The organism is Zavarzinia sp., assembly GCF_049306435.1.
Classification (GTDB): Bacteria; Pseudomonadota; Alphaproteobacteria; order Zavarziniales; family Zavarziniaceae; genus Zavarzinia.
On record NZ_JBAQRT010000011.1, the window covers coordinates 1 to 23,312 of the forward strand.

Below are 23,312 nucleotides of genomic sequence, written 5' to 3' on the forward strand. Positions count from 1 at the left end.
GCCGTGACCGTGCCGGCGCGGCCGGGAGCCGCCTCGACCGAAGCCCCGTCCGCGAGCGGGATGCGCTTCGTCTGGCCGGTCGCAGGCGACGTTATTTCTGAATTCGGCTCCAAGCCCGGCGGCCAGCACAATGATGGCATCAACATCCAGGCGGCCCAGGGCACCTCGGTGCGCGCGGCCGAAACCGGCGTCGTCGCCTACGCCGGCAACGAAATTCGGGGTTTCGGCAATCTGGTGCTGATTCGCCATGACGGGGGCTGGATGACCGCCTATGCCCATAACGCGACGCTGTTGGTGAAACAGGGCGACAAGGTCGTCCGCGGTCAGCAGATCGCCCGGGTGGGCCACACCGGCAATGTCACCGTGCCCCAGCTTCATTTCGAGGTGCGGAAGGGCAGGACGCCAGTCGATCCCTTGAAATATCTGGACGGCAGTGCCGGTTGAATGCCGGCGATGCCTCTCACATCCCGTCATTCCCGCGATTGCTGATTGCACAGGGATTTCCCCCGAAATCCATGCGATTTAAATCATTCTAAAATGATATCATCAAAATGGGTGCATCCTCTCCATTTGGGATTGGGGCGCGGATTTTCACCAATAGTCGAATGGCAAATTGATCCATCGGCCTCATGCTTCCGTATATATGCAGAGAAACAGACGCATCTGAAAAAACAGATGAGGGAGGGTGTCCTCCGGTTTCCTGTATTAAGCCGAGAGGTGGAGAGAATATGGCGAACTCCTTGTTGTATGGAACTTCGGCATCCGCGAAATCAGAAGGATCTGCTTTCGATGAATTGGAGCCGATCATCGACGCCTTCCTTGACCGCTTCGACATGTTGTCCGTGATCGCGATCGATCTTGGCCCTCAATTGGTGGACGCGGGCGGCTCGCGCCGGGGTGGCTACGAGGGACTGCGCGGTTTCCTGATGCGGGCGGATGTCGTTGGTCATCTGCGCAGCGGAACACTGGCGGCCATCATGATTGGCCACGGCGCCGAAGCCGCGCGTTGGGAAGCGGAAAAGGTCTGGCGCTGCGCGAGCGTCGAGGTCCTTGGCCAACCCCGAATTTCCATGGGCGTCGCCGAATATGAATATGGCGATTCAGTCGGCGAACTGACGAAGCGGGCCGAGAAGGGCATGTTGTACGGTCGCCGGCACGGCGGCGACAAGGCGGTCGAGATCAATCGGTCTGGTCACATGGTGGTCAGCGATTTCCACGGGCGGCCGGTCGTGGCGGCAGCGGTCACGCTGGCCGCGCCAATGCAGGCCGAATGGGCGGACACGGATGCCGGGGGTGTCGAGGAGCACCGCGCATTTCCTGACAGCTACCACAAGGCAAAGCTGATCGAGCGGCTGCTGCGATGATGGCCGGGCCGGTGCGGAGACGCCGGCTGACTTGCCGCCCTCAGGAGGACAGGGTCTGTCCCAGGCGGCCGGCGAGATCCTGAATGAACTGCCAGGCGACACGGCCTGATCGACTGCCGCGTGTCATTTGCCACTCGATGGCTTCGGCCCGAAGGGCCTCGGGACTGATATCCAGATTGAAGAATCTGGCGTAGCCCTCGATCATCGCGAAATAATTGTTCTGGTCGCAGGCATGAAAGCCCAGCCAGAGACCGAAACGGTCGGAGAGGGAGACCTTCTCTTCCACCGCCTCGCCGGGATTGATCGCGGTCGAGCGTTCGTTTTCGATCATGTCGCGCGACAGGAGGTGCCGCCGGTTCGAGGTGGCATAGAACAGCACGTTGCGCGGCCGGCCCTCGACGCCGCCGTCGAGCACGGCCTTCAGTGACTTGTAGCTGGCATCCTGACCATCGAACGAAAGATCGTCGCAGAACAAGAGGAAGCGGCGGTCGACCCCGCGCAGCACCCGCAGCAGGTCGGGCAGGCTGTGCAGATCCTCGCGCGAAAGCTCGACCAGGGCGAGACGGCCGGGCACCTCGACCGAGACCGCGCCGTGCACCGCCTTGACCAGCGAACTCTTGCCCATGCCGCGCGCGCCCCACAGCAGGGCGTTGTTGGCCGACAGGCCGGCGGCGAACTGGCGGGTATTGGCCAGCAGCAGGTCGCGCACCCGGTCGACGCCCTGAAGCAGCGCGAGGGGCACGCGGGAAATCTCCGCGACGCCCTGCAGACGGGGCGGCGAAGCCTGCCAGACATAGGCATCGAAGGCGCGCGGATCGGCGCTGGGCACCGGCTGGGGGGCGAGCCTGTCGAGGCTGTCGGCGATGCGGGCGAGCAGGGGGGCGAGGGCGGAATCTGTCATGGCGGCGGGACGTTAACATATTGGTCGGCCCGGGACAGCGGCCGCGATTTGCATTCGCATCCCCAACCGCTATAGTCCGCCCGTTTCGAACCGCGCAGAGATGGTGTCCATGTTTATTTCTTCGGCTTTTGCCCAGACGGCTGGCGGCCCCGGTGCCGGTGGCACGGATATGCTCATCCAGTTCGCGCCGATGGTGCTCATTCTGGTGGTTTTCTATTTCCTGATGATCCGTCCGCAGCAGAAGCGGGCCAAGGAACACCGCGCCCTGCTGGCGGCGGTGCGCCGTGGCGATACCGTGGTCACCAACGCGGGCATCATCGGCAAGGTCGCCAAGGTGCAGGAAGGCGAAGTCCTTCTCGAAGTCGCGGAAGGCGTCCGTATCCGCATCCTCAAGAGCACGGTCGCGGAAGTCCGCACCAAGGGCCAGCCCGTCGCCGACGACGAAAAGTCGGCGTAAGGTCAGGTTTCACAATCCTTATCGTCTCCCCGCGGGTCCTGCCCGCGGGGTGATGTCTTTTCCGGTATTCCCGTCGGCAGATCGAGCGGCACAAGATGATCCAGTATTCCCGTTGGAAGATCATGCTCTACATGGCGATCGTCGCCCTGGGCGTGATATTCGCCGCGCCGAACCTGTTCAGCCGTGCCTCGCTCGAGGGCCTGCCGTCCTGGGTGCCGCAGAAACAGGTGAATCTCGGCCTTGACCTGCGCGGCGGCTCGCACCTCCTGCTCGAGGTCGATGTCGGTGCCGTGGTGAAGGAGCGGCTGGAAGCCCTGGTCGATTCCACCCGCAGCGCGCTGGTCGGCGCCGGCATCCGTTACACGGGCCTTGGCGTCTCGGGCCAGAGCGTGAATGTCACCGTGACCGACACGACGAAGCTGGAAGAGGCCCGGCAGTTGCTGCGTGGCCTGGCCAGCCCGGTCGGCGGCGGTGTGCTCGGCGGTGGCGTGCCCGATATCGATGTCGCGCAGACGGACGGGAAATTCACCCTGACCCTCAGCCCGGCCGGCATTCAGGAACGCACCACAGGCGCGATCAGCCAGAGCCTCGAGATCGTCCGCCGCCGTATCGACGCGACCGGCACCGCCGAAGCCACGGTGGCCCGCCAGGGCGCGGATCAGATCCTGATCCAGCTGCCCGGCGTGCAGGATCCGGCGCGCATCAAGAATCTGCTGGGCCAGACCGCGAAGATGACCTTCCGTCTGGTCGAGAATGTCGATCCGACCGAACTTCTCGCCGGCCGCGCCCCGGCGGGAACCGAAATCCTGCAGGGCGAGCCGGTGGCGGGCACCAATGCGCCCGAGCCGCTGGCCGTCCGCAAGAAAGTGCTGCTGACCGGCGAGATGCTGGTCGATGCCCGTGCCCAGGCCGATCCGCAGTCGGGCGAATGGGTGGTCAGCTTCCGCTTCGATGCCGAGGGCGCCAAGCGTTTCGCCGCCGTGACCCGGGAAAACGTCGGCCGCCGCTTCGCCATCGTGCTCGACGGCAAGGCGATCTCGGCCCCGGTGATCCGCGAGGCGATCCTCGGCGGACAGGGTCAGATCAGCGGCAATTTCAATGTCCAGAGCGCCAATGATCTCTCGGTCCTGCTGCGCGCCGGTGCCCTGCCGGCGCCCCTGACCGTGATCGAGGAGCGGACGGTCGGCCCCGATCTCGGCTCCGACGCGATCGCCGCCGGCCAGATATCAGGCCTGATCGGCACCGCGTTCGTCATCGTCTTCATGGTGCTGTTCTATTCGGTCACCGGCGTCATCGCCGTGGTCGCGCTGATCGCCAACATCGTGCTGACGATCGCCCTGCTGACCCTGATGGGCGCGACCCTGACCCTGCCGGGCATCGCCGGTCTCGTGTTGTCGGTCGGCATCGCGGTCGACGCCAACGTGCTGATCAACGAGCGCATCCGGGAAGAGACCCTGATGGGGCGGGGCGCCATGGCGGCGCTGCACCAGGGTTTCGACCGTGCCTATGCGACCATCATCGACAGCCATCTGACCGCGCTTTTCGCCGTCGCCACCCTGTTCTTCTTCGGTGAAGGGCCGGTGCGCGGCTTCGCCATCACCATGGGCATCGGCATCATCCTGTCGCTGTTCACCGCCGTGGCGCTCGTCCGCGTCGGCATGGTCTATTGGGTGAAGTGGACGAAGAAGAAGATCCTCGACATTCACGCCCTGTTCGGCGCCCGCAAGATCATCCCCGAGAACACCTCGATCCGCTTCATGCGCGGGCGTTTCATCGGCATCGCCACCTCGGCCGTGCTCTCGACCGCCTCGATCGTCCTGTTCTTCTATCCGGGCCTCCACTACGGCATCGATTTCGCCGGCGGCATCGTCGTCGAGGTGCGGACGGAAGGCCCGGCCGACCTCGCGAAGATGCGCTCCGCGCTCGATTCCCTGAAACTTGGCGAGGTTTCGCTGCAGGAATTCGGCAGTCCGTCCGATGTCCTGCTGCGCCTGCCGCGCCAGGGGGGCGGCGAGGCGGCGCAAGGGGCGGCGGTCGAACAGGTCCGCGCCAAACTGGCGGAAATCGCGCCGGGCGCGAACCTGCGCCGGGTCGAGGTCGTCGGCCCCCGGGTGTCGGAACAGCTGGTCGGCAGCGGTATCCTCGCCGTCGTCCTGTCGTTCGGCGCCATGCTGATCTACATCTGGTGGCGTTTCGAATGGCAGTTCGCGGTCGGCGCCGTGCTGACCCTGATCCTCGACATCACCAAGACCGTGGGCTTCTTCGCCATCACCGGCATCGAATTCAACCTGACCGCCATCGCGGCCCTTTTGACGCTGATCGGCTATTCGATGAACGACAAGGTCGTGGTCTACGACCGGATGCGCGAGAACCTGCGCAAGTACAAGACGATGCCGCTGCGCGAGCTGATCGATCTCTCGATCAATTCGACGCTGACCCGGACCATCTTCACCTCGGTCACCACCTTCCTCGCCATGGCGCCCATGGCGGTGTTCGGCGGCTCGGCGGTGTCGGGCTTCGCCCAGGTGATCCTGTTCGGCGTCGTCGTCGGCACGTCGTCGTCGATCTTCATCGCCGCGCCCATCCTGCTCTTCCTCGGCGAGGGCAAGTTGCGCCGGGGCTCGCCCGCCGCCGCCGCGCCGACGGGCGGCACCCAGGCGCAGAAGGGCTGAGATCATGCCGCCGCTGCGTGAACTCGACCAGGCCGAGCGTCGCATCGAACGCTATGGCGCGGGTGGGTTTCGCATCGGCGGTGTGGTTCACGAGGGCGGCGCGCTGGTGACCGAACGCCGCACGGCCGCATGGCCGGCGGTTTCGCTGGCCAGTCTTGATGCGGATGATGTCGCCCCGCTGATCGCCCTTCGGGACGAATTCGAATTCGTCCTGATCGGCTGCGGCCCGCGGTTCGGCCTGCTGCCCAAGGCGGCGAAACAGGCCCTGCGCGAGGCCGGCATCCGCTTCGACGTGATGGATACGGGGGCGGCCTGCCGCACCTACAACGTGCTGGTCGCCGAAGGGCGGCGGGTCGCCGCCGCCTTGCTGCCGGTCGCCTGAGTGGCCTCGCTCGCCGAATTCGTCCGGGCCCATGACCCGGATCGCTTCCTGACCGCGCTCTTCGCCCCGCCCGCGCGGCGCGAGGCGTTGTTCGCCCTCTATGCCTTCAATTTCGAGATCGCCCGCATTCGCGAGATCGTCTCGGACGCGATGATCGGCCAGATCCGCCTGCAATGGTGGCGCGACGCCCTGGCCGAGATCGTCGAGGGGCGGCCAATCCGCGCCCATGAGGTGGTGGCGCCGCTGGCCTCGGCCATTCGCGATCACGCCCTGCCGCCGGCCCTGTTCGAGCGTCTGCTCGACGCGCGGGAACTGGATCTCGACGACCAGCCGCCGCCCAGCCTCGCCTCGCTTTCAACCTATCTCGACGGTGCCTCGGGGGCGCTGATCGAACTCGCGCTGGCCGTGCTGGGGACGGGGAGCGAGGGGCACGAGGCGGCCCATGCCGCCGGCATCGGCTATGGCCTGGCCGGCCTGCTGCGCGCCCTGCCGTTTCATGCCGGGGCCAACCGCCTCTATCTGCCGGCCGACCTGATGGCGCGCCACGGCATCGACCGGGACGATATCGCCGCCGGCAAGGGCGGAAGCGGGCTGAAAAACCTCGTCGCCGAGCTGTCGGGCCATGCCGCCGATCATCTGACGGCCGCCCGCCAGGCCGCCCGGGCCTTGCCCAGGACGGCAACCCCCGCCTTGCTGCCCGTCGTCGTGGCCGAGGGCTGGTTGAAGGCCCTGGCCCGGGTCGGCCACGATCCCTTCGCGCTTCCCGCCGAACGGGGATTGCCGCAGGTGCTGCGCGTCGGTTTCGCCGGCTGGCGCGGCCGGGTCTAGACAGCCTATTCGACGCTGACGTCCGCTTCCGCCATCGTGCCCCAGAAGGCATAGCGCAGGTGATAGGTGCCGGCGCCCAGCAAGCGGGCGGGGATGTTGATCTGGTCCCTCGTGATCAGGGTTTCGCCCGGTTTCAGGCTTGATTCGGCGATGACCTGGGCGCAGATGCCGGCGTCCTTGGACAAGAGGACCTCGCCGCGCGCGTCCTGCAACTGCCAGACCACGACATCGCAGGGCGTCTGGGCGCTCAGCCGCGCTTCCCGCGTGCCGATATTGCTCAGCTTGGCTTCGATCGGCAGGGCGATCGGGCCGATGGTCAGCGGTAGCTTCTTCGGCAGGCGCAGCGACAGACGAAGGCCGGGTGTCGTCGCGCCGGGAGACAGCGCCGGGGTCGAGGCGGGGGTCACGGCCGGTGGCGGTGGCGCGGGGGCGAGATTGTCCGGGGTCAGGGGCCGGGCTTCGGTGATGAAGGACGCGGGCTGGCCGACAGGTTCGGGCGCGGGCAGGGCACCAATATCTTCCCTCGGAAGACCAGGCTTCCACGCCGGCCGCCTTGTGGGCATGACCGGGGGTTGCGGCGTCACGGCGGTCAAGCCGACATGAGTCGGCACCGCGGCCGGCTCGAGGTCGGCACAGGCGGCCACGGCAAACAGCGCGACGAGGACAAGGGATCGGAAAACCGGCACCATGGCCACAAGGGACCCTGTCGCCCGCTCGCGGTCAAGCACCTTGTGAGCCTCGACAACCTCGTTCAAGATCCCGGCCCTTGGGGGGTAACGACAGATGGCATTCCTGCGCGGTTTCGTCCGTTCGGTCGATCGCCTGAACGAGGCCGTGGGGGGCGTGCTGTCCTTCGCGACGCTGGCCTGCGTGGTGGTCTGTTTCATGGTGGCGGTGCTCCGCTATGTCGCCGGCATCGGCTTCGTCTGGATGCAGGAGACTTATGTCTGGCTGCATGCCGCGGTCTTCCTGGTCGGCGCCGGCTACACGTTCAAGGTCGGCGGACATGTGAGGGTCGACCTGTTCTATCGCGGCGCCTCGCCCCGGCGCCGGGCCTGGATCGACCTGCTGGGCTGCGTCTTCTTCCTGTTTCCCTGGCTCGGCGTCGTCAGCGGCGCGTCCTGGCGCTTCTTCATCGCGTCCTATGCGATCGGCGAATCGTCCGGCCAGCCGGGGGGAATGCCGGCCCTCTATGTCCTCAAGTTCATGCTGGTCGCCTTCTGCCTGCTGGTCGGATTGCAGGGGCTTGCCCTCATGGCCCGCTCCGTCCTCGTGCTGCGTGGTGACGAGAGCCATGCCACCCGCCTAGAAGGCGAAGGCGAAGGCGAGGGGGAGGCGGCGCGATGACCGGCCACGAGATCGGCGAGTTGCTCTCCGTCCTGCTGTTCCTGTCCTCCGTCGTCCTGGTGATGATCGGCTTTCCGGTCGCCTTCACCCTCGGCGGCAGCGCCGTTCTGTTCGCCTTTGTCGGCGAGGCGCTGGGGGCATTCAATTTCGACTTGTCGAGCCTCGCCGAGCGCTATTTCGGCACCATGACCAACGAGGTCCTGGTCGCCGTGCCGCTCTTCGTTTTCATGGGCGTCGTGCTCGAGCGATCGGGCATCGCCGAGAGCCTGCTGCTGACCATGGGCCGGCTGTTCGGGCGGATGCGCGGCGGCCTCGGCGTGTCCGTGGTGCTGGTGGGGGCGCTGCTGGCGGCATCGACCGGCATCATCGGCGCGACCGTGGTGACCATGGGGCTGCTCAGCCTGCCGGCCATGATGCGGGCGGGCTATGACCCCAAGCTGGCGACCGGGGTCATCTGCGCCTCGGGCACCCTTGGCCAGATCATTCCGCCCTCGACGGTGCTGATCTTCGTCGGCGATATCCTGCAGGGCGCCAATGCCTCGGCGCAGATGGCCAAGGGCAATTACGCGCCCGATCCGGTCTCGGTCGGGCAATTGTTCGCCGGGGCGGTGGGGCCGGGCCTGCTGCTCGTCCTGCTCTATCTCGGTTTCGTGTTGTTCCGCGCCTGGACCAGGCCCGAATCGGCGCCGGCCCTGCGCGAGGAAGCGGGCGGCGCCACTCTGGCGCGGGATGTGATCTTCGCCCTGCTGCCGCCGCTTCTGCTGATCCTCGCCGTGCTGGGCTCGATCATGGCCTCGATCGCGACGCCGACGGAATCGGCCTCTGTCGGGGCGATGGGTGCGATGCTGCTGGCTGCCCTGCGCCGGCGCCTCGGCTTCGCCGAACTGCGCTCGGTCATGCGCTCGACCCTGACCATCTCGTCGATGGTCTTCGTCGTCCTGATGGGCGCCTCCGCCTTCAGCCTGGTGTTCCGGGGGCTGGGCGGCGACATGCTGGTCGAATCCGTGCTGCGCGACCTGCCGGGCGGGGCTTTCGGCGCGGTTTTCGCCGTGATGGCCGTGATGTTCATCCTCGGCTTCTTCATCGACACTTTCGAGATCGTCTTCATCGTCCTGCCGATCGCGGGGCCGGTCCTGCTTGGTTTCGACATCAGCCCGATCTGGCTCGGCGTCATGATCGGCGTGAACCTGCAGACCTCGTTCCTGACCCCGCCCTTCGGTTTCGCCCTGTTCTACCTGCGGGGGATCGCGCCGCCGTCGATCCGCACCGCCGATATCTATCGCGGCGCGGTGCCCTTCGTCGTCATCCAGATCCTGGCGCTGGCCATCCTGGCGGCGATGCCGGCCCTGGCGACCTGGCTGCCGGAACAGGTGTTCCCGACCGCGCGCGTATCGACGCCGGGCGCCGCCGGGGGCCAGTCCCCGGACGACGCGCTGAAGAATTTCATGAATGATTTCGAGGGCGACCCGGCCGACGCCGGGCAATAAAGCGGCTTCCCGGCCGACGCCGGGAGGGGGTCATTCGATATATTTGTAGGCGAGGGCCCGCGCATTGGCCATGGCCTGCTCGCCGATGCGGGTATAGGCGCTGGCGGGGCCGCGGGCCTTGAGGAAGGACTCGAAAATCTTCTTGCCGATGGCATCGGCCTTGTCCCGCTCCTCGGCGAGGACTTCGCCGGACGCGGTGCCCATGGCGACCATCAATTCGTTCGGCACGCGGGCGACCTTGGTCCCCTTGGAAATGAGATTGGCCAGCGCCTCGCCGTTGCGCAGGGTATATTCAGCCCAGAGATCGTCATGCGCGGCCTGGGCGGCGACGGCGACGATCTGCTTCAGGTCCCTGGGCAACTCGTCGTAGAGCGTCTTGTTGACGATGAGTTCGAGACCCGCGCTCGGCTCCTGGAAACCGGGGCCATAGTAATATTCCGCGACCTGATTGAGGCCGAGCGCCTGATCGTTATAGGGCCCGACCCATTCGGCGGCATCGACCGTGCCGTTCTGCAGGGCCTGGAAAATCTCGCCCCCCGGCACGGTGACGACGGTGGCGCCGAGACGCTTCACGACTTCGGCGCCGAGGCCGGCCATGCGGACCTTCAGGCCCTGATAATCCTCGGCCGTCTTCAATTCCTTGCGATACCAGCCCAGCATCTGGGTGCCGGTATTGCCCGCGAGGAAGGGCTTCAGGCCGAAGCCGGCGTAAAGTTCGTCCCACAACTCCTGTCCGCCGCCGAAATGGATCCAGGCCGACAGTTCGTTGGCGGTGAGGCCGAAGGGCACGGTGGTGAAGAAGGGCGCCTGGCGGTGCTTGCCGATGTGATAATAGGACGCGTCGTGTCCCATCTCGGCCTTGCCCTCGGCGACCGCCGAGAAGCATTCCAGCGGGGGCACGATCTCGCCCGCGGCATAGACCTTCACGGTCAGGCGGCCATCGGACATTTCGGTGATGCGCTGGGCGATTCGCTCCGCCCCGGTGCCGACGCCGGGCAGGCCTTTGGGCCAGGAGGTGACCATTTTCCATTCGCGCTTGTCTTGCGCGATGGCGGGGGCCGGGAAGGCCGTCGCCGCGGCCGCCGCGCCGACAGCGGCCGACGCAAGAAAGCGACGGCGCTTGGCGTCGATTGGACCCTTCATCTGGCGTGTTCCCCCCTCGGGTGCCGGTGGCTTTGTTACGAATCGCTATCGGGACTGATTTGTAGAGGTTTCCACCCCTCGGGGCCAAGTCCTTCAAGCGGTTGGTAGCGCGCCTTGTATGTCATCTTGCGGCAATCCTCGATCCAGTAGCCGAGGTAGACGTAAGGCAGGCCGAGGTCGCGTGCCCTGGCGATCTGGCTGAGCACGACCATGGTGCCGAGGGAGCGCGCGGCGTCGTCGGCGTCATAGAAACTGTAGACGAGGGACAGGCCGTCCTGCAGTCGGTCGATCAGGCAGGCGGCATGAAGCTGGCCATCGGCGTCGCGATATTCGGCGACATGGGTTTCGATCGGGCTGTCCTCGATCATGGCGGCGTAATCGAGGGCGTCCATCTCGACCATGCCGCCGCCGGGGTGCCGGCTCTGCAGATAGGTGCGGAGCAGGGCGAACTGGTCGTTGGTCGCGACCGGCGGCCGCTCCGTCAGGACGAGGTCGGCGTTGCGGGCCAGGGTGCGGCGAAACCCGCGCGAGAGGGTGAACCGCTCGACCGGGACACGGACCGAGACACAGGCGGTGCAACCTTCGCAGGCCGGCTTGTAGGCGATGCTCTGGCTGCGACGAAAGCCGGCGTGGGTCAGGCTGTCGTTCAGGCCCGAGGGATCGTCGCCATTGAGGCGCGTGAACACCTTTCGCTCCAGCCGCCCCGGCAGGTAAGGGCAGGGGGCGGGCACGGTCACGAAGAAATATGGAAATCGAACCGTGGTGTGTTCGGTCAAGGGGCCGTGTCTCTTTCGTCCTGCGTCCTATATGCAATTCCATGGCCTTCCCGTGGCCGTGTCAATGGATGTCGGAGCCGCCGCCTCCGCAATCGAGCCGAAGGCGGCGGTTGTCTCACGCGACGAAGACGAAATCGGCCGTGGTCACCTGCGACTGATCGAGTCCGGCGAGGGTGATCGTCGCGATGGGGTTGCTGAATTTGACGATGGCATTGCCGCCCGCGTCCTCGGTGATGATCATGCCGCCGGCGACGGCCCCGGCGAAATTGGTGAAGCCATGGATTTCGATGCGGTCTGTGCCGTCCTCGAAGTCGTGGATCGTGTCGCGGCCGAAGCTGGTGCTGCCGACGTAGAAGATGAACGTGTCCTTGTCGTCATCGTCGCCGCCGCCGTAGAGCTGGTCGTTGCCGGTGCCGCCGTCGATGCGGTCGGTGCCGTCGTCGCCGAAGATCGTGTCGGCGCCGCCTTCCCCGAACAACCGGTCGTAGTCGGCGCCGCCCATGATCGTATCGTTGCCGGAGCCGCCGAAGATCGTGTCGCGATCGCCAAGGCCGGACAGCGTGTCGTTGCCGGACGCACCCTTGATCGTGTTGCGCAGGGCGTTGCCCGCAAGGTCCGTATCGCCGCCGACGGCATAGAGATTTTCGATCGCGTTCTGGGAATCGCTCAGATGGTAATAGCCCGAGACATAGATCGTGTCGGTGCCTTCGCCGTCGAGTTCGACCACCGTGTCGAGACTGTCGATATAGTAGGTGTCGTTCCCGATGCCGCCCTCGACGTGATCGGCCACGCTGTCGTCGGCATAGAGCTTGTCGTTGCCGTCGCCGCCATAGAGCGAATCCTGGCCGAGGCCGCCGGTCATCGAATCCGTGCCGCCGAAGCCGTAGAGCACGTCGTTGCCATCCTTGCCGGTCAGGCGGTCGTTGGTGCCGAGAAACAGGTCGAGCACGGCGTCGGGATTCATGCTCTGGATCGCCGCGACGACGGATGTCACCGGCACAGCGAACTGGTTCATGGTGAATTGGACCGCGCCGTCGATGACCGACGTCACCGACTTCACCGTGCCGCCGGTCGGGGTGCCCGAGCTGTCGTAGGTGAAGCCCGTGCCGATGAAGTCGACGTAATCGTCGCTGCCGATTCGGATGCGTAGTTTGGTCGCCGTTTCCGTATCGACATCGCCGGACGCGAGAAAGAAAACGAACTGATAGGCGTCGAGCGACGTGCGCACGCTGAGATTAGACATGTCTTTCCTCCCCCAAGGACAGGCCGGCAAAACCGACCGACCTCGGAACAGTTTGTTCCGATTGACATGATATCCAAGTGATCTTTGAGCCGGAATGGTAACGCCGCGCCAGAAATGCCATATCCCGGAAAAAGGTCGCTGAAAATATCAAGCCGATCCGGAAATTTTATTTGTCATTTCACAGAAATATGCCGCATTGCGGGAATTTTCATTTTGCGACGCGGGGTAATTTGTTGCCTGGGATGCCCGTTTCAGGAGAAGCGTCTTCGTCCGGTTCGTGAATTTCAATCAGGAATTGTTCGCCTTCGCGCGGGTGCCAGCCGTCCTCGATCATATCGGCGAGGAAGCCGATGCCGGTCTGGGCCTGGTAGCGGTGATCGGCCCGGGTCTTCGGGCCGAGGTCGTCGGCGAAGACGCCGCGCACGAGAACCTTCACGCACGCCGGCCCGCGCGCGATTTCGATCACCCATTCGACACCAGGACGGCTTTCCGGATCATCCTCGATATAGAAATGCGCGTGGAAGGCATCGACGATCGAAAATCGCCAGTCTGTCGATGTCATGGCAGGCCTCTCGCTTCCCGGGGTTGACGGCGCCGGCCGGCCCGGCCAGCCTGCGGATCATGACCGGATACGAAGCCTCCTATTACGTCTCGAGCCGCAATGCCAGCCTGATCCGTCCGGCGCTGAAGGGCAGGGTATCGGCCGATGTCTGCGTCGTCGGCGGGGGTTACACCGGGCTTGCCGCCGCGCTCGAGCTGGCGGAGCGGGGTTTCCGCGTCGTCCTGCTGGAGGCCGAGCGCGTGGGCTGGGGCGCCTCGGGGCGGAACGGCGGCCAGATGCTGAACGGCCTCAACCCGGGCGTCGCGAGCATCGAGAAGATGCTGGGCGAGGCGGCGTCGCGCGCGATCTGGGACATGACGGTCGAGGCGACCGATATCGTCCGCCGGCGCATCCAGCGCCATGGCATCGAATGCGACTGGCAACCGGGCTATGTCCATGCCGCGACCAAGCCGTCGCATTACGCCGCCATGCTCGAGGATGTCGAGCTGATGGCGCGGAAATACGGCTATGGCGGCCTGACCCCGCTCAACAGCGAGGAACTGGCCTCGCAGGTCGTCTCCGACCGTTTCCACGGCGGCGTGCTCGATTTCGGCAGCGGCCATCTGCACCCTCTGAACTTCGCCCTTGGCCTGGCCGAGGCGGCGGAGCGCGAGGGCGTCGTGCTTTACGAGGCGAGCCGGGTAACCGAGATCCGCGAAGGCGCGCGGCCGCTGGTCGTCACCCGCGACGGCGAGGTCGATTGCGCCACCGTGGTGCTGGCGGCCAATGCCTATGTCGGCAGCCTGAGGCCAAGGCTGGCCCGGACCATCATGCCGGTCGCGACCTTCATCATCGCGACCGAGCCTCTGGGCCAGGATCTTGCCAGCCGGCTGATTCCGGGCCGGTCCTGCATCTCGGACAGCAATTTCGTGCTCAATTATTTCCGGCTGTCGGCCGACAACCGGATGCTGTTCGGCGGCGGAGCCTCCTATTCCGGGCGCACCGGCCCGCACGAGCCGCTGGTCATGCGGGCCAAGATGGCGCGCACCTTCCCCGAGCTGCGGGACGTGAAGGTGGAGCATTTCTGGGGCGGTCTCGTCGATATCACGGTGAACCGCCTGCCCGATTTCGGCCGGCTGGGCAGCAATATCTATTACGCGCAAGGCTTCTCGGGTCACGGCATCGCCCTGACCAATCTGGCCGGCAAGCTGCTGGCCGAGGCGATTTCGGGCGACGCGGGGCGTTTCGATGTCTTCTCGCGCATCCGCCATCACCCGTTCCCGGGCGGTCGCCTGCTGCGCACGCCGCTCCTCATGGCGGCCATGATGTGGTTCCGCCTGCGCGATATCCTGTCCTGAGCCTCAGCCGCCGGTCACCGGCGGGAAGATCGCCACTTCGTCGCCCGGGGCGACCGGGGTCTCGTCGGTGGCGAAATCCTGATTGACGGCGACACGGATCGCCTTCCGATCGGCCAGGGCCTCGGCATGGCGAGGGCCGCGCGCGGCGAGCGCCGCCAGCAAGGCGCCAACCGTGGCGATGCCGGGCAGGGGACCCAGGTCTTCCTCCCCGGTGCCGATCCGCTCCCGCACCCAGGCGAAATAGAGCACGCGCATGGCCTCAGGCCTTGCCGGTGATGTGCTTGAGACCCGCCCGCAGATAGTCGTAGCCGGTGACGAGGGTGAGCGCGGCGGCGATCCACAGGCACCACAGACCGATATCCTCGGACGGGATCGCGTCCGGCGATGCGCGGCCGACCATCAGGAAGCCGAGGGCGAGCATCTGCACCGTCGTCTTCCATTTCGCCAGTTTGGACACGGGCACGCTGACCCGCAACTCGGCCAGGAACTCGCGCAGGCCCGAGACCAGCACTTCCCGGCACATGATGACGACGGCGGCGACGACCGCGGGGCCGACGATATGGCCCTTGGCGACCAGCATCAGCAGGGCGGCGGCGATCAGCAGCTTGTCGGCGATCGGATCGAGGAAGCGGCCGAGGGGCGAGACCTGGTTCCAGGCCCGGGCCAGCCAGCCGTCGAAATAATCGGTGACGCAGGCTGCGGTATAGAGCGTCAGGCTGACCCAGTTGGCGATCGGGAAATCCAGAAAGAAGGCGGCGACCATCAGCGGGATGACGACGATCCGGAACAGGGTCAGCAGGTTGGGCAGATTCGTGATCATCGTGCGCTCGGTTCAGGCTTTTTCGTTGAAGTGATCATAGACGAGCTTCGCGACGGTTTTCGAGATGCCTGGCACTTTTTCCAGATCGGTGAGCCCGGCCCGCGCCGCCGCCTTGGCCGAACCGAAATGATGCAGCAGCGCCTTCTTGCGCGAGGGGCCGATGCCCGGGATCTCGTCCAGCACCGATTGCACCGCCGCCTTGCCGCGTTTGGCGCGGTGGGTGCCGATGGCGAAGCGATGGGCTTCGTCGCGCAGGCGCTGCAGGAAATACAGCACGGGGGAGCGCTGCTCCAGACTGAACTCGGGCTTGCCGGGGCGGAAGAAGCGCTCGCGCCCGGCGTTGCGGTCGGGGCCCTTGGCGATGCCGACGACCGGCACGTCCTCGACGCCGAGGTCCTTCAGGATGTCCATGACCGCGCTGACCTGACCGGCGCCGCCGTCGATCAACAGCAGATCGGGCCAGGCGGTGCCGCCTTCCGTCCGGTCCGGGTTTTCGGTGACGAGGCGCTTGAAACGCCGGGTGAGCACTTCCCGCATCATGCCGAAGTCGTCACCCGGGGTAATGTCCTCGCCCCTGATGTTGAACTTGCGATAGGCGTTCTTCATGAAGCCTTCCGGCCCGGCGACGATCATGCCGCCGACCGCGTTGGTGCCCATGACGTGGCTGTTGTCATAGACCTCGATCCGCTTCGGCGGCGCTTCGAGGTCGAACGCCTCGGCCACCGCCTGCAACAGCTTCGCCTGGCCCGAGGTTTCCGCGAGGCGGCGGCCCAGGGCTTCCCGGGCATTGGTGCGGGCATGGTCGACCAGATCGGCCTTGGCGCCGCGCTTCGGCTCGGCGATCTCGATTCGCCGCTCGGCCGAGGCCGACAGGGCCTCGGTCAGCAGGTCAACGTCATCGACCGGGCCATCGACCAGGATCAGGCGGGGCGGCGGACGCTCGTCGTAGAACTGGGCGATGAAGGCGGCGCGGATCGCCGGCTCCTCGTCGGTCCTGTCGATACGGGGGTAATAGGCCCGGTTGCCCCAGTTCTGGCCACCCCGGAAGAAGAAGACCTGGACGCAGGCCTGACCGCCGTCGACATGAAGCGCGATCACGTCGGCTTCGCCCACGGCATCCGTGTTGATGTCCTGATGGGCCTGGATCGCGGTCAGCGCCTTGATGCGGTCGCGGAAGATCGCCGCCCGCTCGTAATCGAGGGTTTCCGCCGCCTCGGTCATCTTTTCCGACAACTCGCGCTGGATCGCCTGGCTGCGCCCGCCGAGGAATTCCTCGGCCTGGGCGACCAGATGGTCGTAGTCGGCCTTGGAGACGAGATCGACGCAAGGTCCGGCGCAGCGCTTGATTTGATAGAGCAGGCAAGGCCGGCTGCGGCTCTCGAAGATGGAATCGGAGCAGGAGCGCAGCAGGAACACGCGCTGCAGGTCGTTCAGCGTGCGGGTGACCGCGCCCGCCGAGGCGAAGGGGCCGAAATAGCTGCCCTTCTCGCCCCGGGCGCCCCGGTGCTTGCCGAGGCGCGCCCAGGCATGGCTCTTGGCGATGATGATATAGGGGAACGACTTGTCGTCGCGCAGCAGCACATTGTAACGCGGCTTGAGCCGCTTGATCATATTGGCCTCGAGGAGGAGTGCCTCCGCCTCGGTATGGGTTACAATGACCTCGAGCGCCGTCGTCTCCGAGACCATGCGGGCGATGCGGTTCGACGGGTGGACGCCGTTGGCATATTGCGACACGCGACGCTTGAGATTACGCGCCTTGCCGACGTAGAGCAGTTCGCCCCTGGCATCGAGCATCCGGTAGACGCCGGGGCCGCTGCCGAGCGTCGCGAGATGGCGGCGGATCAGCCCGCGGCCGCGCGATTCGGGCGTGCTGTCGGCCGCCGGCTCGTCCCCGACCGGCGACTCGTCTTCGGCCGTGATGTCGTTATCGCCATCCGCTGTCATTCAATGAACCCGTTCTGGTCCGATTCCGCGCCGCTTCCAGCGGGCATCAGTCATGCTGCAACAGCGAAGGTGGCGAAATGACAGGGTGCGGGGCAATTATGACAGTCCTCAAAGCCGCGGGAATCCTCGGTTGCCATAAATGTCGGCAGGCTGCATTGAAACTGTCCCGTCTTCATCCTGACACTTTCCACCGTTCCTGTGGATAACCTTGTTGGCAACCCTTGAAGCAAGCTCGCTCCCCCGCGCATTTCCTAGGTCCCCGCCTCCTTGCTCATAAATTGAGCATCCCGGGGCTGCCCTAATGAAATCAATGACTTACGGCGGCGATGCCAATTTGGCCGGGATTTTTTAACCATTTTTCAGCTTGACGCGGTCTTCCCCCGACTGCTAGCCGCGCCTGTGTACAATTTCACGCGCCCCGCGTCACGGCGCCGTTCCCTGCACGTTCCGGCGGGAACCTTACGGACGCACGTCGAGGCTGCCGACGCCGAGGCGAACGATCTCGATACCGGCGGCTTCGGCACCCCGTATCGCCCCCGGTTTCTCGACGCGAATGCGAACAGCGTGAACCCTGGGGTCCGACAGCAGGCGGTCGGCGATTTCCTCCGCGACGCGTTCCACGAGGTTGAAGTGACCTGTGGCGACCACCGCGCGCGCCTCGTTCGAGGCCCATTCGTAGCAGACGACCTTGCCGTGGTCGTCGCCGGCGGAACGCGGGTCGTCCACCGCGAGATCGATGTCGAGCCGGATGATCTGGCGCCGGCCCTTTTCGTGGTCCCAGACACCGATTTCCGCTTCGACCATCAGGCCGCGGACGAAGAGATGGGCGAGACCCTGGCGGGCGTCGGCGAAACCGACGGGGCTTACGAAACTCTTGGACATGGGGAAGGGGCCTCGGACATGGGGGATCAGCGACCAGCCGGCTTTTTCTTCGGGGTGCTAACACCCGGCCGTCCGCCGCTGGAGCGGCCGCGCGCGCCGGCGGTGGGGGCCGAAGGCCGCGCGGTGGGGTTCTGGGCAATTTCGAGTTCGGAGGCTTCGAGCCGGCGCAATTCGTCGCGCAGCCGGGCCGCCTCTTCGAACTCGAGTTCGGCGGCCGCTGTGCGCATCCGCTTGTCGAGATCGGCCATATAGGCTTTCAGATTGTGACCGACAAGGTGTTTGCGGCCGTCGTCGCCGAGATCGACGCTCGAATGATCGGCCTCGTAGACCGATTCGAGGATGTCGCCGATCTGCTTGCGGATCGATTCCGGCGTGATGCCGTGCGCCTCGTTATAGGCGCGCTGCTTGGCGCGGCGGCGATCGGTCTCGTCGAGGGCGCGGCGCATCGATTCGGTGATCCTGTCGGCATAGAGGATCACCCTGCCGTCGACATTGCGGGCGGCGCGGCCGATGGTCTGGATCAGCGAGGTTTCCGAGCGCAGGAAACCTTCCTTGTCGGCATCGAGAATGCAGACGAGGGCGCATTCCGGAATATCCAGCCCCTCGCGCAGCAGGTTGATGCCGACGAGGACGTCGAAGGTGCCGAGACGCAGGTCGCGCAGGATCTCGATCCGCTCCAGCGTGTCGATGTCGGAATGCATGTAACGGACGCGGATCCCCGCCTCATGCAGATATTCGGTCAGATCCTCGGCCATGCGCTTGGTCAGGGTGGTGACGAGGACGCGGTTGCCCTTGGCGGTCACCGCCCGGCATTCGGCGACGAGATCGTCGACCTGTTTGGCGATGGGCCGGATGTAGCATTCGGGGTCGATCAGGCCGGTGGGGCGAATGACCTGTTCGGTGAAGACGCCACCGGTCTGTTCCATCTCCCACTTGCCCGGGGTCGCGGAGACGAAGACCGTCTGCGGCCGCATCGCGTTCCATTCCGAGAATTTCAGCGGCCGGTTGTCGATGCAGGACGGCAGGCGGAAGCCGTATTCGGCGAGCGTCGACTTCCGCTTGTTGTCGCCCCGCTCCATCGCGCCGAGCTGGCCGATGGTGACATGGCTTTCGTCGACGAAGACGAGGGCATTGTCCGGCAGATATTCGAACAGGGTCGGCGGCGGCTCGCCCGGGCGGCGCCCGGTGAGATAGCGCGAGTAATTCTCGATCCCGGCGCAGGAGCCGGTCGCTTCCAGCATTTCGAGATCGAAGGTCGTGCGCTGTTCCAGCCGCTCGGCTTCCAGAAGCCGGCCGGTCGCCTTGTAGTCCTCCAGCCGCTGGGCGAGTTCCACCCGGATCTGCTTCGCCGCCTGATGCAGGGTCGGACGCGGCGTCACATAGTGGCTGTTGGCGTAGATCTTCACGAAGTCGAGCGGCGCGGTCTTCTCGCCGGTGAGCGGATCGAATTCCGAGATCGCGTCGATCTCGTCGCCGAACAGCGAGATGCGCCAGGCCCGGTCCTCGTAGTGGGCGGGGAAGACTTCGACATTGTCGCCCCGGACGCGGAAGGTGCCGCGCTGGAAGGCGGCGTCGTTGCGCCGGTATTGCAGGGCGACGAGATTGCGCAGGAGTTCCGCCCGGTCGATCGTCTCGCCCGTCTTCAGGCCGAAAGTCATGGCGGTATAGGTCTCGACCGAGCCGATACCATAGATGCAGGACACCGAGGCGACGATGATCACGTCGTCCCGCTCGAGAAGGGCGCGGGTGGCCGAATGGCGCATCCGGTCGATCTGGGCGTTGATCGACGATTCCTTCTCGATATAGGTGTCGGTCCGGGGCACATAGGCCTCGGGCGTGTAATAGTCGTAATAGGAGACGAAATATTCGACCGCGTTGTTCGGGAAGAAGGATTTCATCTCGCCGTAGAGCTGGGCGGCCAGGGTCTTGTTGTGGGCGAGGACGAGGGCGGGGCGCTGCGTCCGCGCGATCACATGGGCCATGGTGAAGGTCTTGCCCGAGCCGGTGACGCCGAGCAGGACCTGATTGTGCTCCGCGCCGTCGACGCCGGCGACCAGTTCCTCGATCGCGGCCGGCTGGTCGCCCGCCGGCTTGTAATCGGACACGAGTTCGAAGCGGCGCCCGCCCTCGGATTTCTCCGGGCGTTCGGGCCGGTGCGGGACCCAGGCCGCTATCTCGGCCAGGCTCGGGCCGTCCATCATATTCGCCATATGTTCCTTATAGGGCCGTCGGCCCGGCGCCGCCACACCGGAAGCGGGCGCAGCCCTGACACAAATGCATGACGCGCCCGCGCGAGGGCGCCGGAGCCGCCTGCGCTCTTGAAGCGGGCCGAGGGCGGGGCTAGGGTTCCGGCGCGTTTTCCTCGCCAACCACAAGACTGGTGCTCTCATGGCCTTCATCGCTTCGTCCCTCGCGCGCATCAAGCCGTCGCCGACCATCGCGGTGACCCAGAAAGCCGCGGAACTGAAGGCGGCCGGCTGCGACGTCATCGGCCTCGGCGCCGGCGAGCCCGATTTCCCGACGCCGGACAACATCAAGGCCGCCGGTATCCGCGCGATCGAGACGAACGACACCAAATACACCGCGCCCGACGGCACGCCCGCGCTGAAGAAGGCGGTCTGCCTGAAGTTCAAGCGCGAGAACAACCTGACCTACACGCCCGAGCAGGTTCATGTCGCCTCCGGCGGCAAGCAGGTGATCTACAACGCCATGATGGCGACCCTGAACCCGGGCGACGAAGTGATCATTCCGGCGCCCTATTGGGTGTCCTACCCGGATATCGTTCTGCTGGCGGGCGGCACGCCGGTCATCGTCGAGACGACGCTCGAATCGGGTTTCAAGGTGACGGCGGCCCAGCTCGAGGCGGCGATCACCCCGAAGACCAAATGGGTGTTCCTGAATTCGCCCTCGAACCCGACGGGCGCGGCCTATTCATACGACGACCTGAAGCCGCTGACCGACGTCCTCGTCAGGCATCCGCATGTCTGGATCATGACCGACGACATGTACGAGCATATCGTCTACGACGGCTTCAAGTTCGTGACCCCGGCCGAGATCGAGCCGGCGCTCTATGCCCGCACGCTGACGGTGAACGGCGTCTCCAAGGCCTATTCGATGACCGGCTGGCGCATCGGCTATGCCGCGGGCGACACCGCCCTGATCAAGGCCATGGCCAAGATCCAGAGCCAGTCGACCTCCAATCCCTGCTCGATCAGCCAGGCCGCCGCGGTCGAGGCCCTGACCGGCACGCAGGATTTCATCGCCCCCCGGGCCGAGCGCTTCAAGCAGCGGCGCGATCTCGTCGTCTCGATGCTGAACCAGGCCAAGGGCCTGAAGTGCCCGCGGCCGGAAGGCGCCTTCTATGTCTATCCGTCCTGCGAGGGCGTGATCGGCAAGGTGACGCCGGACGGCAAGGTGATCGGGAATGACGGCGACTTCGTCACCTATCTGCTCGAAAGCGAAGGTGTCGCCGTGGTGCAGGGCGCGGCCTTCGGTCTCTCGCCCTATTTCCGCATCTCCTACGCGACGTCGGAAGAGGCGCTGACCGAGGCCTGCACCCGCATCCAGCGGGCTTGCGCGGCCCTGAAATGAGCCGCCCGTGAAAATAGCCGTCATCGGCGCCGGCGGCGTCGGCGGCTATTTCGGTGCCCGGCTGATGGAAGCCGGGCATGAAGTCTTCTTCATCGCCCGGGGTAGCCATCTGGCGGCCCTGCGCAGCCACGGCCTGACCATCGAGGGCGCGGCCGGCGAATTTTCCCTGCGCCGGATCCATGTGACGCGCGACCCCTCGGCGGTCGGGCCCTGCGACATCGTCGTGATGGCGGTCCGGTGTTTCGGTGACGAGGCGGCGGCGGCCGTCGCCGGCCCCCTGCTGGGGCCTGACACCCTGGTCCTGACCCTGCAGAACGGCATCGATGCCCCTCATCGGCTCTCCCGGCGCCTTGGCGCGCGGCGCGTGCTCGGGGGCGGGGCCTATATCGCGGCGCGGCTGGCGGGGCCTGGCCTCATCCGTGTCGATGCGCCCCGGGTGGTGCTGGAACTGGCGCCGGTCTCGGGCGTGCTGGGGCCGCTGGCGGCGGAATTCGTCGATGTCGGCAACGCCGCCGGCTTCGAGGTCAATGTCTTCTCCAACGTCGACGTGGTGCTGTGGCGCAAGCTGTGCCTGATGGCGGCCTTCGCCGGGGTCAGTTGCCTTGCCCGCGCCGACATCGGGTCCATCCGCAACGATCCCGTCAGCTTCGGCATGTTGGCGGCCGCCGTGGCCGAAGCTGCGGCGGTTGGCCGCGCGGCGGGGGTGGCCCTTGGCGAAGTCATCGAATCCGAGGTTATGGATGTCCTGGCCCGGATGCCAACGGGTCTTCGCTCGTCGATGCTGGACGACATGGAGGGGGGGCGGCCGCTGGAAGTCATGGCCCTGTCCGGCGCGGTGGCCCGGCTGGGGGCTGAATTCGGCGTGGCGGTCCCCGTCCATGATGCCATCCTGGCCCGGCTCGAAGGGATCAGTCGCGGCCGGCAAGGCAAGCCGCCGGTCGAACTGCCAGCCATGGAAGGTGTTTAGAATAATTCCAGAAATATTCTTGAAAGGGGCGGATTTCGGCCCTATGTTTGTTTCCAGACAGGAGGTGTGATCATGGCCAAGACGAATGAAGCGGGTGTCGATATCGGTCTCGACGAGGCGGCGCGCAAAAAGGCCGCGGCCATCCTCGGCACGGCGCTGGCGGATACGTTCACCGCTTACCTGAAGACCCATAACTACCACTGGAATGTGACGGGTCGCGATTTCCACATGCTGCACACGATGTTCCAGGGGCAGTACGAAGAACTGCACGATGCGGTCGACGAGATCGCGGAGCGCATCCGCGCCCTCGGCTTCAAGGCGCCCGGCTCGCTGGCCGGCTTTGGCAAGCTGGCCTCGATCGGCGAGGCGGCTGAAGGCGCGACGGCGGACGAAATGGTGCGCGACCTGATGGCGACCAACGAGGCCCTGGCCCGCAATCTGCGCAAGGCGGAAGGCGAGTTGGGCGAATTGGGCGACATTTCCTCGGCCGATCTGATGGTGGCGCGTGTCACCGCCTCGGAAAAGCACGCCTGGATGCTGCGCGCCACGCTCGCCTGAGCGGTTGGTGAACAAAGGGGCCGGCTGGTGTAACCTTTCGGCCGGCCCCGG

The 23,312-nt window shown here is 65.8% G+C and carries 23 protein-coding genes; 12 read left to right on the top strand and 11 right to left on the bottom strand.

Going from position 1 to position 23,312, the window contains the following annotated elements:
• Together WAZ62_RS00680 and WAZ62_RS00685 are read left to right on the top strand one after the other, a co-directional pair.
• On the top strand, positions 1–444 hold a 444-nt coding region (locus WAZ62_RS00680), incomplete at its 5' end, for a murein hydrolase activator EnvC family protein (protein ID WP_422641607.1).
• A gap of 284 nt (positions 445–728) precedes the next feature.
• Complete coding sequence (locus WAZ62_RS00685; protein WP_422641608.1) at positions 729–1,364, top strand: hypothetical protein; 636 nt, start codon at positions 729–731, stop codon at positions 1,362–1,364.
• Between the two features lie 40 nt (positions 1,365–1,404).
• On the opposite strand, the gene WAZ62_RS00690 is transcribed toward WAZ62_RS00685, so the two are convergent.
• Positions 1,405–2,265: an ATP-binding protein gene (locus WAZ62_RS00690; RefSeq protein ID WP_422641609.1), complete on the bottom strand. Its 861-nt coding sequence runs from the start codon at positions 2,263–2,265 to the stop codon at positions 1,405–1,407.
• Between the two features lie 109 nt (positions 2,266–2,374).
• Here WAZ62_RS00690 and yajC point away from each other — a divergent pair, with 109 nt between their 5' ends.
• The 4 genes from yajC (at position 2,375) to WAZ62_RS00710 (ending at position 6,604) form a co-directional block, all read left to right on the top strand.
• Positions 2,375–2,722: a preprotein translocase subunit YajC gene (yajC, locus tag WAZ62_RS00695; protein ID WP_422641610.1), complete on the top strand. Its 348-nt coding sequence runs from the start codon at positions 2,375–2,377 to the stop codon at positions 2,720–2,722.
• A gap of 95 nt (positions 2,723–2,817) precedes the next feature.
• Complete coding sequence (gene secD, locus WAZ62_RS00700; RefSeq protein WP_422641611.1) at positions 2,818–5,394, top strand: protein translocase subunit SecD; 2,577 nt, start codon at positions 2,818–2,820, stop codon at positions 5,392–5,394.
• A gap of 4 nt (positions 5,395–5,398) precedes the next feature.
• The gene (locus tag WAZ62_RS00705) at positions 5,399–5,776 is read left to right on the top strand and encodes an Mth938-like domain-containing protein (protein WP_422641612.1); all 378 of its coding nucleotides are present in this window, start codon (positions 5,399–5,401) and stop codon (positions 5,774–5,776) included.
• Positions 5,777–6,604: a phytoene/squalene synthase family protein gene (locus tag WAZ62_RS00710; RefSeq protein ID WP_422641613.1), complete on the top strand. Its 828-nt coding sequence runs from the start codon at positions 5,777–5,779 to the stop codon at positions 6,602–6,604.
• Between the two features lie 5 nt (positions 6,605–6,609).
• On the opposite strand, the gene WAZ62_RS00715 is transcribed toward WAZ62_RS00710, so the two are convergent.
• Positions 6,610–7,359 (bottom strand): hypothetical protein, encoded by a 750-nt coding sequence (locus WAZ62_RS00715; RefSeq protein ID WP_422641614.1) that lies wholly within the window; start codon positions 7,357–7,359, stop codon positions 6,610–6,612.
• Positions 7,360–7,387: 28 nt separating this feature from the next.
• Here WAZ62_RS00715 and WAZ62_RS00720 point away from each other — a divergent pair, with 28 nt between their 5' ends.
• Complete coding sequence (locus tag WAZ62_RS00720) at positions 7,388–7,951, top strand: TRAP transporter small permease subunit (RefSeq protein WP_422641615.1); 564 nt, start codon at positions 7,388–7,390, stop codon at positions 7,949–7,951.
• Positions 7,948–9,438, top strand: coding sequence for a TRAP transporter large permease (locus tag WAZ62_RS00725; protein WP_422641616.1), 1,491 nt, complete (start codon positions 7,948–7,950; stop codon positions 9,436–9,438). The genes WAZ62_RS00720 and WAZ62_RS00725 overlap by 4 nt, the downstream gene beginning before the upstream one ends.
• A 30-nt stretch (positions 9,439–9,468) precedes the next feature.
• Here WAZ62_RS00725 and WAZ62_RS00730 read toward each other — a convergent pair whose 3' ends face one another.
• From WAZ62_RS00730 to WAZ62_RS00745, 4 genes are all read right to left on the bottom strand, one after another.
• The gene (locus tag WAZ62_RS00730) at positions 9,469–10,581 is read right to left on the bottom strand and encodes a TRAP transporter substrate-binding protein (RefSeq protein WP_422641617.1); all 1,113 of its coding nucleotides are present in this window, start codon (positions 10,579–10,581) and stop codon (positions 9,469–9,471) included.
• Between the two features lie 35 nt (positions 10,582–10,616).
• Positions 10,617–11,357, bottom strand: a complete 741-nt coding sequence (locus WAZ62_RS00735; protein WP_422641618.1) for an arginyltransferase — start codon at positions 11,355–11,357, stop codon at positions 10,617–10,619.
• Positions 11,358–11,472: 115 nt separating this feature from the next.
• Positions 11,473–12,600 (bottom strand): calcium-binding protein, encoded by a 1,128-nt coding sequence (locus tag WAZ62_RS00740; protein WP_422641619.1) that lies wholly within the window; start codon positions 12,598–12,600, stop codon positions 11,473–11,475.
• A gap of 208 nt (positions 12,601–12,808) precedes the next feature.
• Positions 12,809–13,162, bottom strand: coding sequence for a hypothetical protein (locus tag WAZ62_RS00745; RefSeq protein WP_422641620.1), 354 nt, complete (start codon positions 13,160–13,162; stop codon positions 12,809–12,811).
• Between the two features lie 59 nt (positions 13,163–13,221).
• Here WAZ62_RS00745 and WAZ62_RS00750 point away from each other — a divergent pair, with 59 nt between their 5' ends.
• Positions 13,222–14,499 (top strand): NAD(P)/FAD-dependent oxidoreductase, encoded by a 1,278-nt coding sequence (locus tag WAZ62_RS00750; RefSeq protein WP_422641621.1) that lies wholly within the window; start codon positions 13,222–13,224, stop codon positions 14,497–14,499.
• A gap of 3 nt (positions 14,500–14,502) precedes the next feature.
• Here WAZ62_RS00750 and moaD read toward each other — a convergent pair whose 3' ends face one another.
• The 5 genes from moaD to uvrB form a co-directional block, all read right to left on the bottom strand.
• Positions 14,503–14,754 (bottom strand): molybdopterin converting factor subunit 1, encoded by a 252-nt coding sequence (moaD, locus tag WAZ62_RS00755; protein ID WP_422641622.1) that lies wholly within the window; start codon positions 14,752–14,754, stop codon positions 14,503–14,505.
• 4 nt (positions 14,755–14,758) lie between these two features.
• On the bottom strand, positions 14,759–15,319 hold the full coding sequence (gene pgsA / locus WAZ62_RS00760) for a CDP-diacylglycerol--glycerol-3-phosphate 3-phosphatidyltransferase (protein WP_422641623.1): 561 nt from the start codon (positions 15,317–15,319) through the stop codon (positions 14,759–14,761).
• 12 nt (positions 15,320–15,331) lie between these two features.
• A complete protein-coding gene (gene uvrC / locus WAZ62_RS00765; protein ID WP_422641624.1) occupies positions 15,332–17,263 on the bottom strand; it encodes an excinuclease ABC subunit UvrC in 1,932 nt (643 codons plus the stop codon).
• Positions 17,264–17,722: 459 nt separating this feature from the next.
• Complete coding sequence (folB, locus tag WAZ62_RS00770) at positions 17,723–18,145, bottom strand: dihydroneopterin aldolase (RefSeq protein ID WP_422641625.1); 423 nt, start codon at positions 18,143–18,145, stop codon at positions 17,723–17,725.
• A gap of 26 nt (positions 18,146–18,171) precedes the next feature.
• Entirely contained in the window at positions 18,172–20,346 is a 2,175-nt protein-coding gene (gene uvrB, locus WAZ62_RS00775; RefSeq protein WP_422641635.1) for an excinuclease ABC subunit UvrB, read from the bottom strand.
• A gap of 187 nt (positions 20,347–20,533) precedes the next feature.
• On the opposite strand from uvrB, the gene WAZ62_RS00780 reads away from it, so the two are divergent.
• From WAZ62_RS00780 to WAZ62_RS00790, 3 genes are all read left to right on the top strand, one after another.
• Positions 20,534–21,736 (top strand): pyridoxal phosphate-dependent aminotransferase, encoded by a 1,203-nt coding sequence (locus WAZ62_RS00780; RefSeq protein ID WP_422641626.1) that lies wholly within the window; start codon positions 20,534–20,536, stop codon positions 21,734–21,736.
• Between the two features lie 7 nt (positions 21,737–21,743).
• Complete coding sequence (locus WAZ62_RS00785) at positions 21,744–22,703, top strand: ketopantoate reductase family protein (protein WP_422641627.1); 960 nt, start codon at positions 21,744–21,746, stop codon at positions 22,701–22,703.
• Positions 22,704–22,775: 72 nt separating this feature from the next.
• Positions 22,776–23,261 (top strand): Dps family protein, encoded by a 486-nt coding sequence (locus WAZ62_RS00790; RefSeq protein WP_422641628.1) that lies wholly within the window; start codon positions 22,776–22,778, stop codon positions 23,259–23,261.
• Positions 23,262–23,312: the final 51 nt, after the last annotated feature.

Coding starts and splice junctions, on each gene's coding strand:
- uvrB (WP_422641635.1), bottom strand. CDS start 20,346: ATGATGGACGGCCCGAGCCTGGCCGAGATAGCGGCCTGGGTCCCGCAC.
- WAZ62_RS00730 (WP_422641617.1), bottom strand. CDS start 10,581: ATGAAGGGTCCAATCGACGCCAAGCGCCGTCGCTTTCTTGCGTCGGCC.
- WAZ62_RS00740 (WP_422641619.1), bottom strand. CDS start 12,600: ATGTCTAATCTCAGCGTGCGCACGTCGCTCGACGCCTATCAGTTCGTT.
- secD (WP_422641611.1), top strand. CDS start 2,818: ATGATCCAGTATTCCCGTTGGAAGATCATGCTCTACATGGCGATCGTC.
- pgsA (WP_422641623.1), bottom strand. CDS start 15,319: ATGATCACGAATCTGCCCAACCTGCTGACCCTGTTCCGGATCGTCGTC.
- WAZ62_RS00705 (WP_422641612.1), top strand. CDS start 5,399: ATGCCGCCGCTGCGTGAACTCGACCAGGCCGAGCGTCGCATCGAACGC.
- WAZ62_RS00720 (WP_422641615.1), top strand. CDS start 7,388: ATGGCATTCCTGCGCGGTTTCGTCCGTTCGGTCGATCGCCTGAACGAG.
- folB (WP_422641625.1), bottom strand. CDS start 18,145: ATGTCCAAGAGTTTCGTAAGCCCCGTCGGTTTCGCCGACGCCCGCCAG.
- WAZ62_RS00690 (WP_422641609.1), bottom strand. CDS start 2,265: ATGACAGATTCCGCCCTCGCCCCCCTGCTCGCCCGCATCGCCGACAGC.
- moaD (WP_422641622.1), bottom strand. CDS start 14,754: ATGCGCGTGCTCTATTTCGCCTGGGTGCGGGAGCGGATCGGCACCGGG.
- uvrC (WP_422641624.1), bottom strand. CDS start 17,263: ATGACAGCGGATGGCGATAACGACATCACGGCCGAAGACGAGTCGCCG.
- WAZ62_RS00750 (WP_422641621.1), top strand. CDS start 13,222: ATGACCGGATACGAAGCCTCCTATTACGTCTCGAGCCGCAATGCCAGC.
- WAZ62_RS00725 (WP_422641616.1), top strand. CDS start 7,948: ATGACCGGCCACGAGATCGGCGAGTTGCTCTCCGTCCTGCTGTTCCTG.
- WAZ62_RS00745 (WP_422641620.1), bottom strand. CDS start 13,162: ATGACATCGACAGACTGGCGATTTTCGATCGTCGATGCCTTCCACGCG.
- yajC (WP_422641610.1), top strand. CDS start 2,375: ATGTTTATTTCTTCGGCTTTTGCCCAGACGGCTGGCGGCCCCGGTGCC.
- WAZ62_RS00780 (WP_422641626.1), top strand. CDS start 20,534: ATGGCCTTCATCGCTTCGTCCCTCGCGCGCATCAAGCCGTCGCCGACC.
- WAZ62_RS00790 (WP_422641628.1), top strand. CDS start 22,776: ATGGCCAAGACGAATGAAGCGGGTGTCGATATCGGTCTCGACGAGGCG.
- WAZ62_RS00685 (WP_422641608.1), top strand. CDS start 729: ATGGCGAACTCCTTGTTGTATGGAACTTCGGCATCCGCGAAATCAGAA.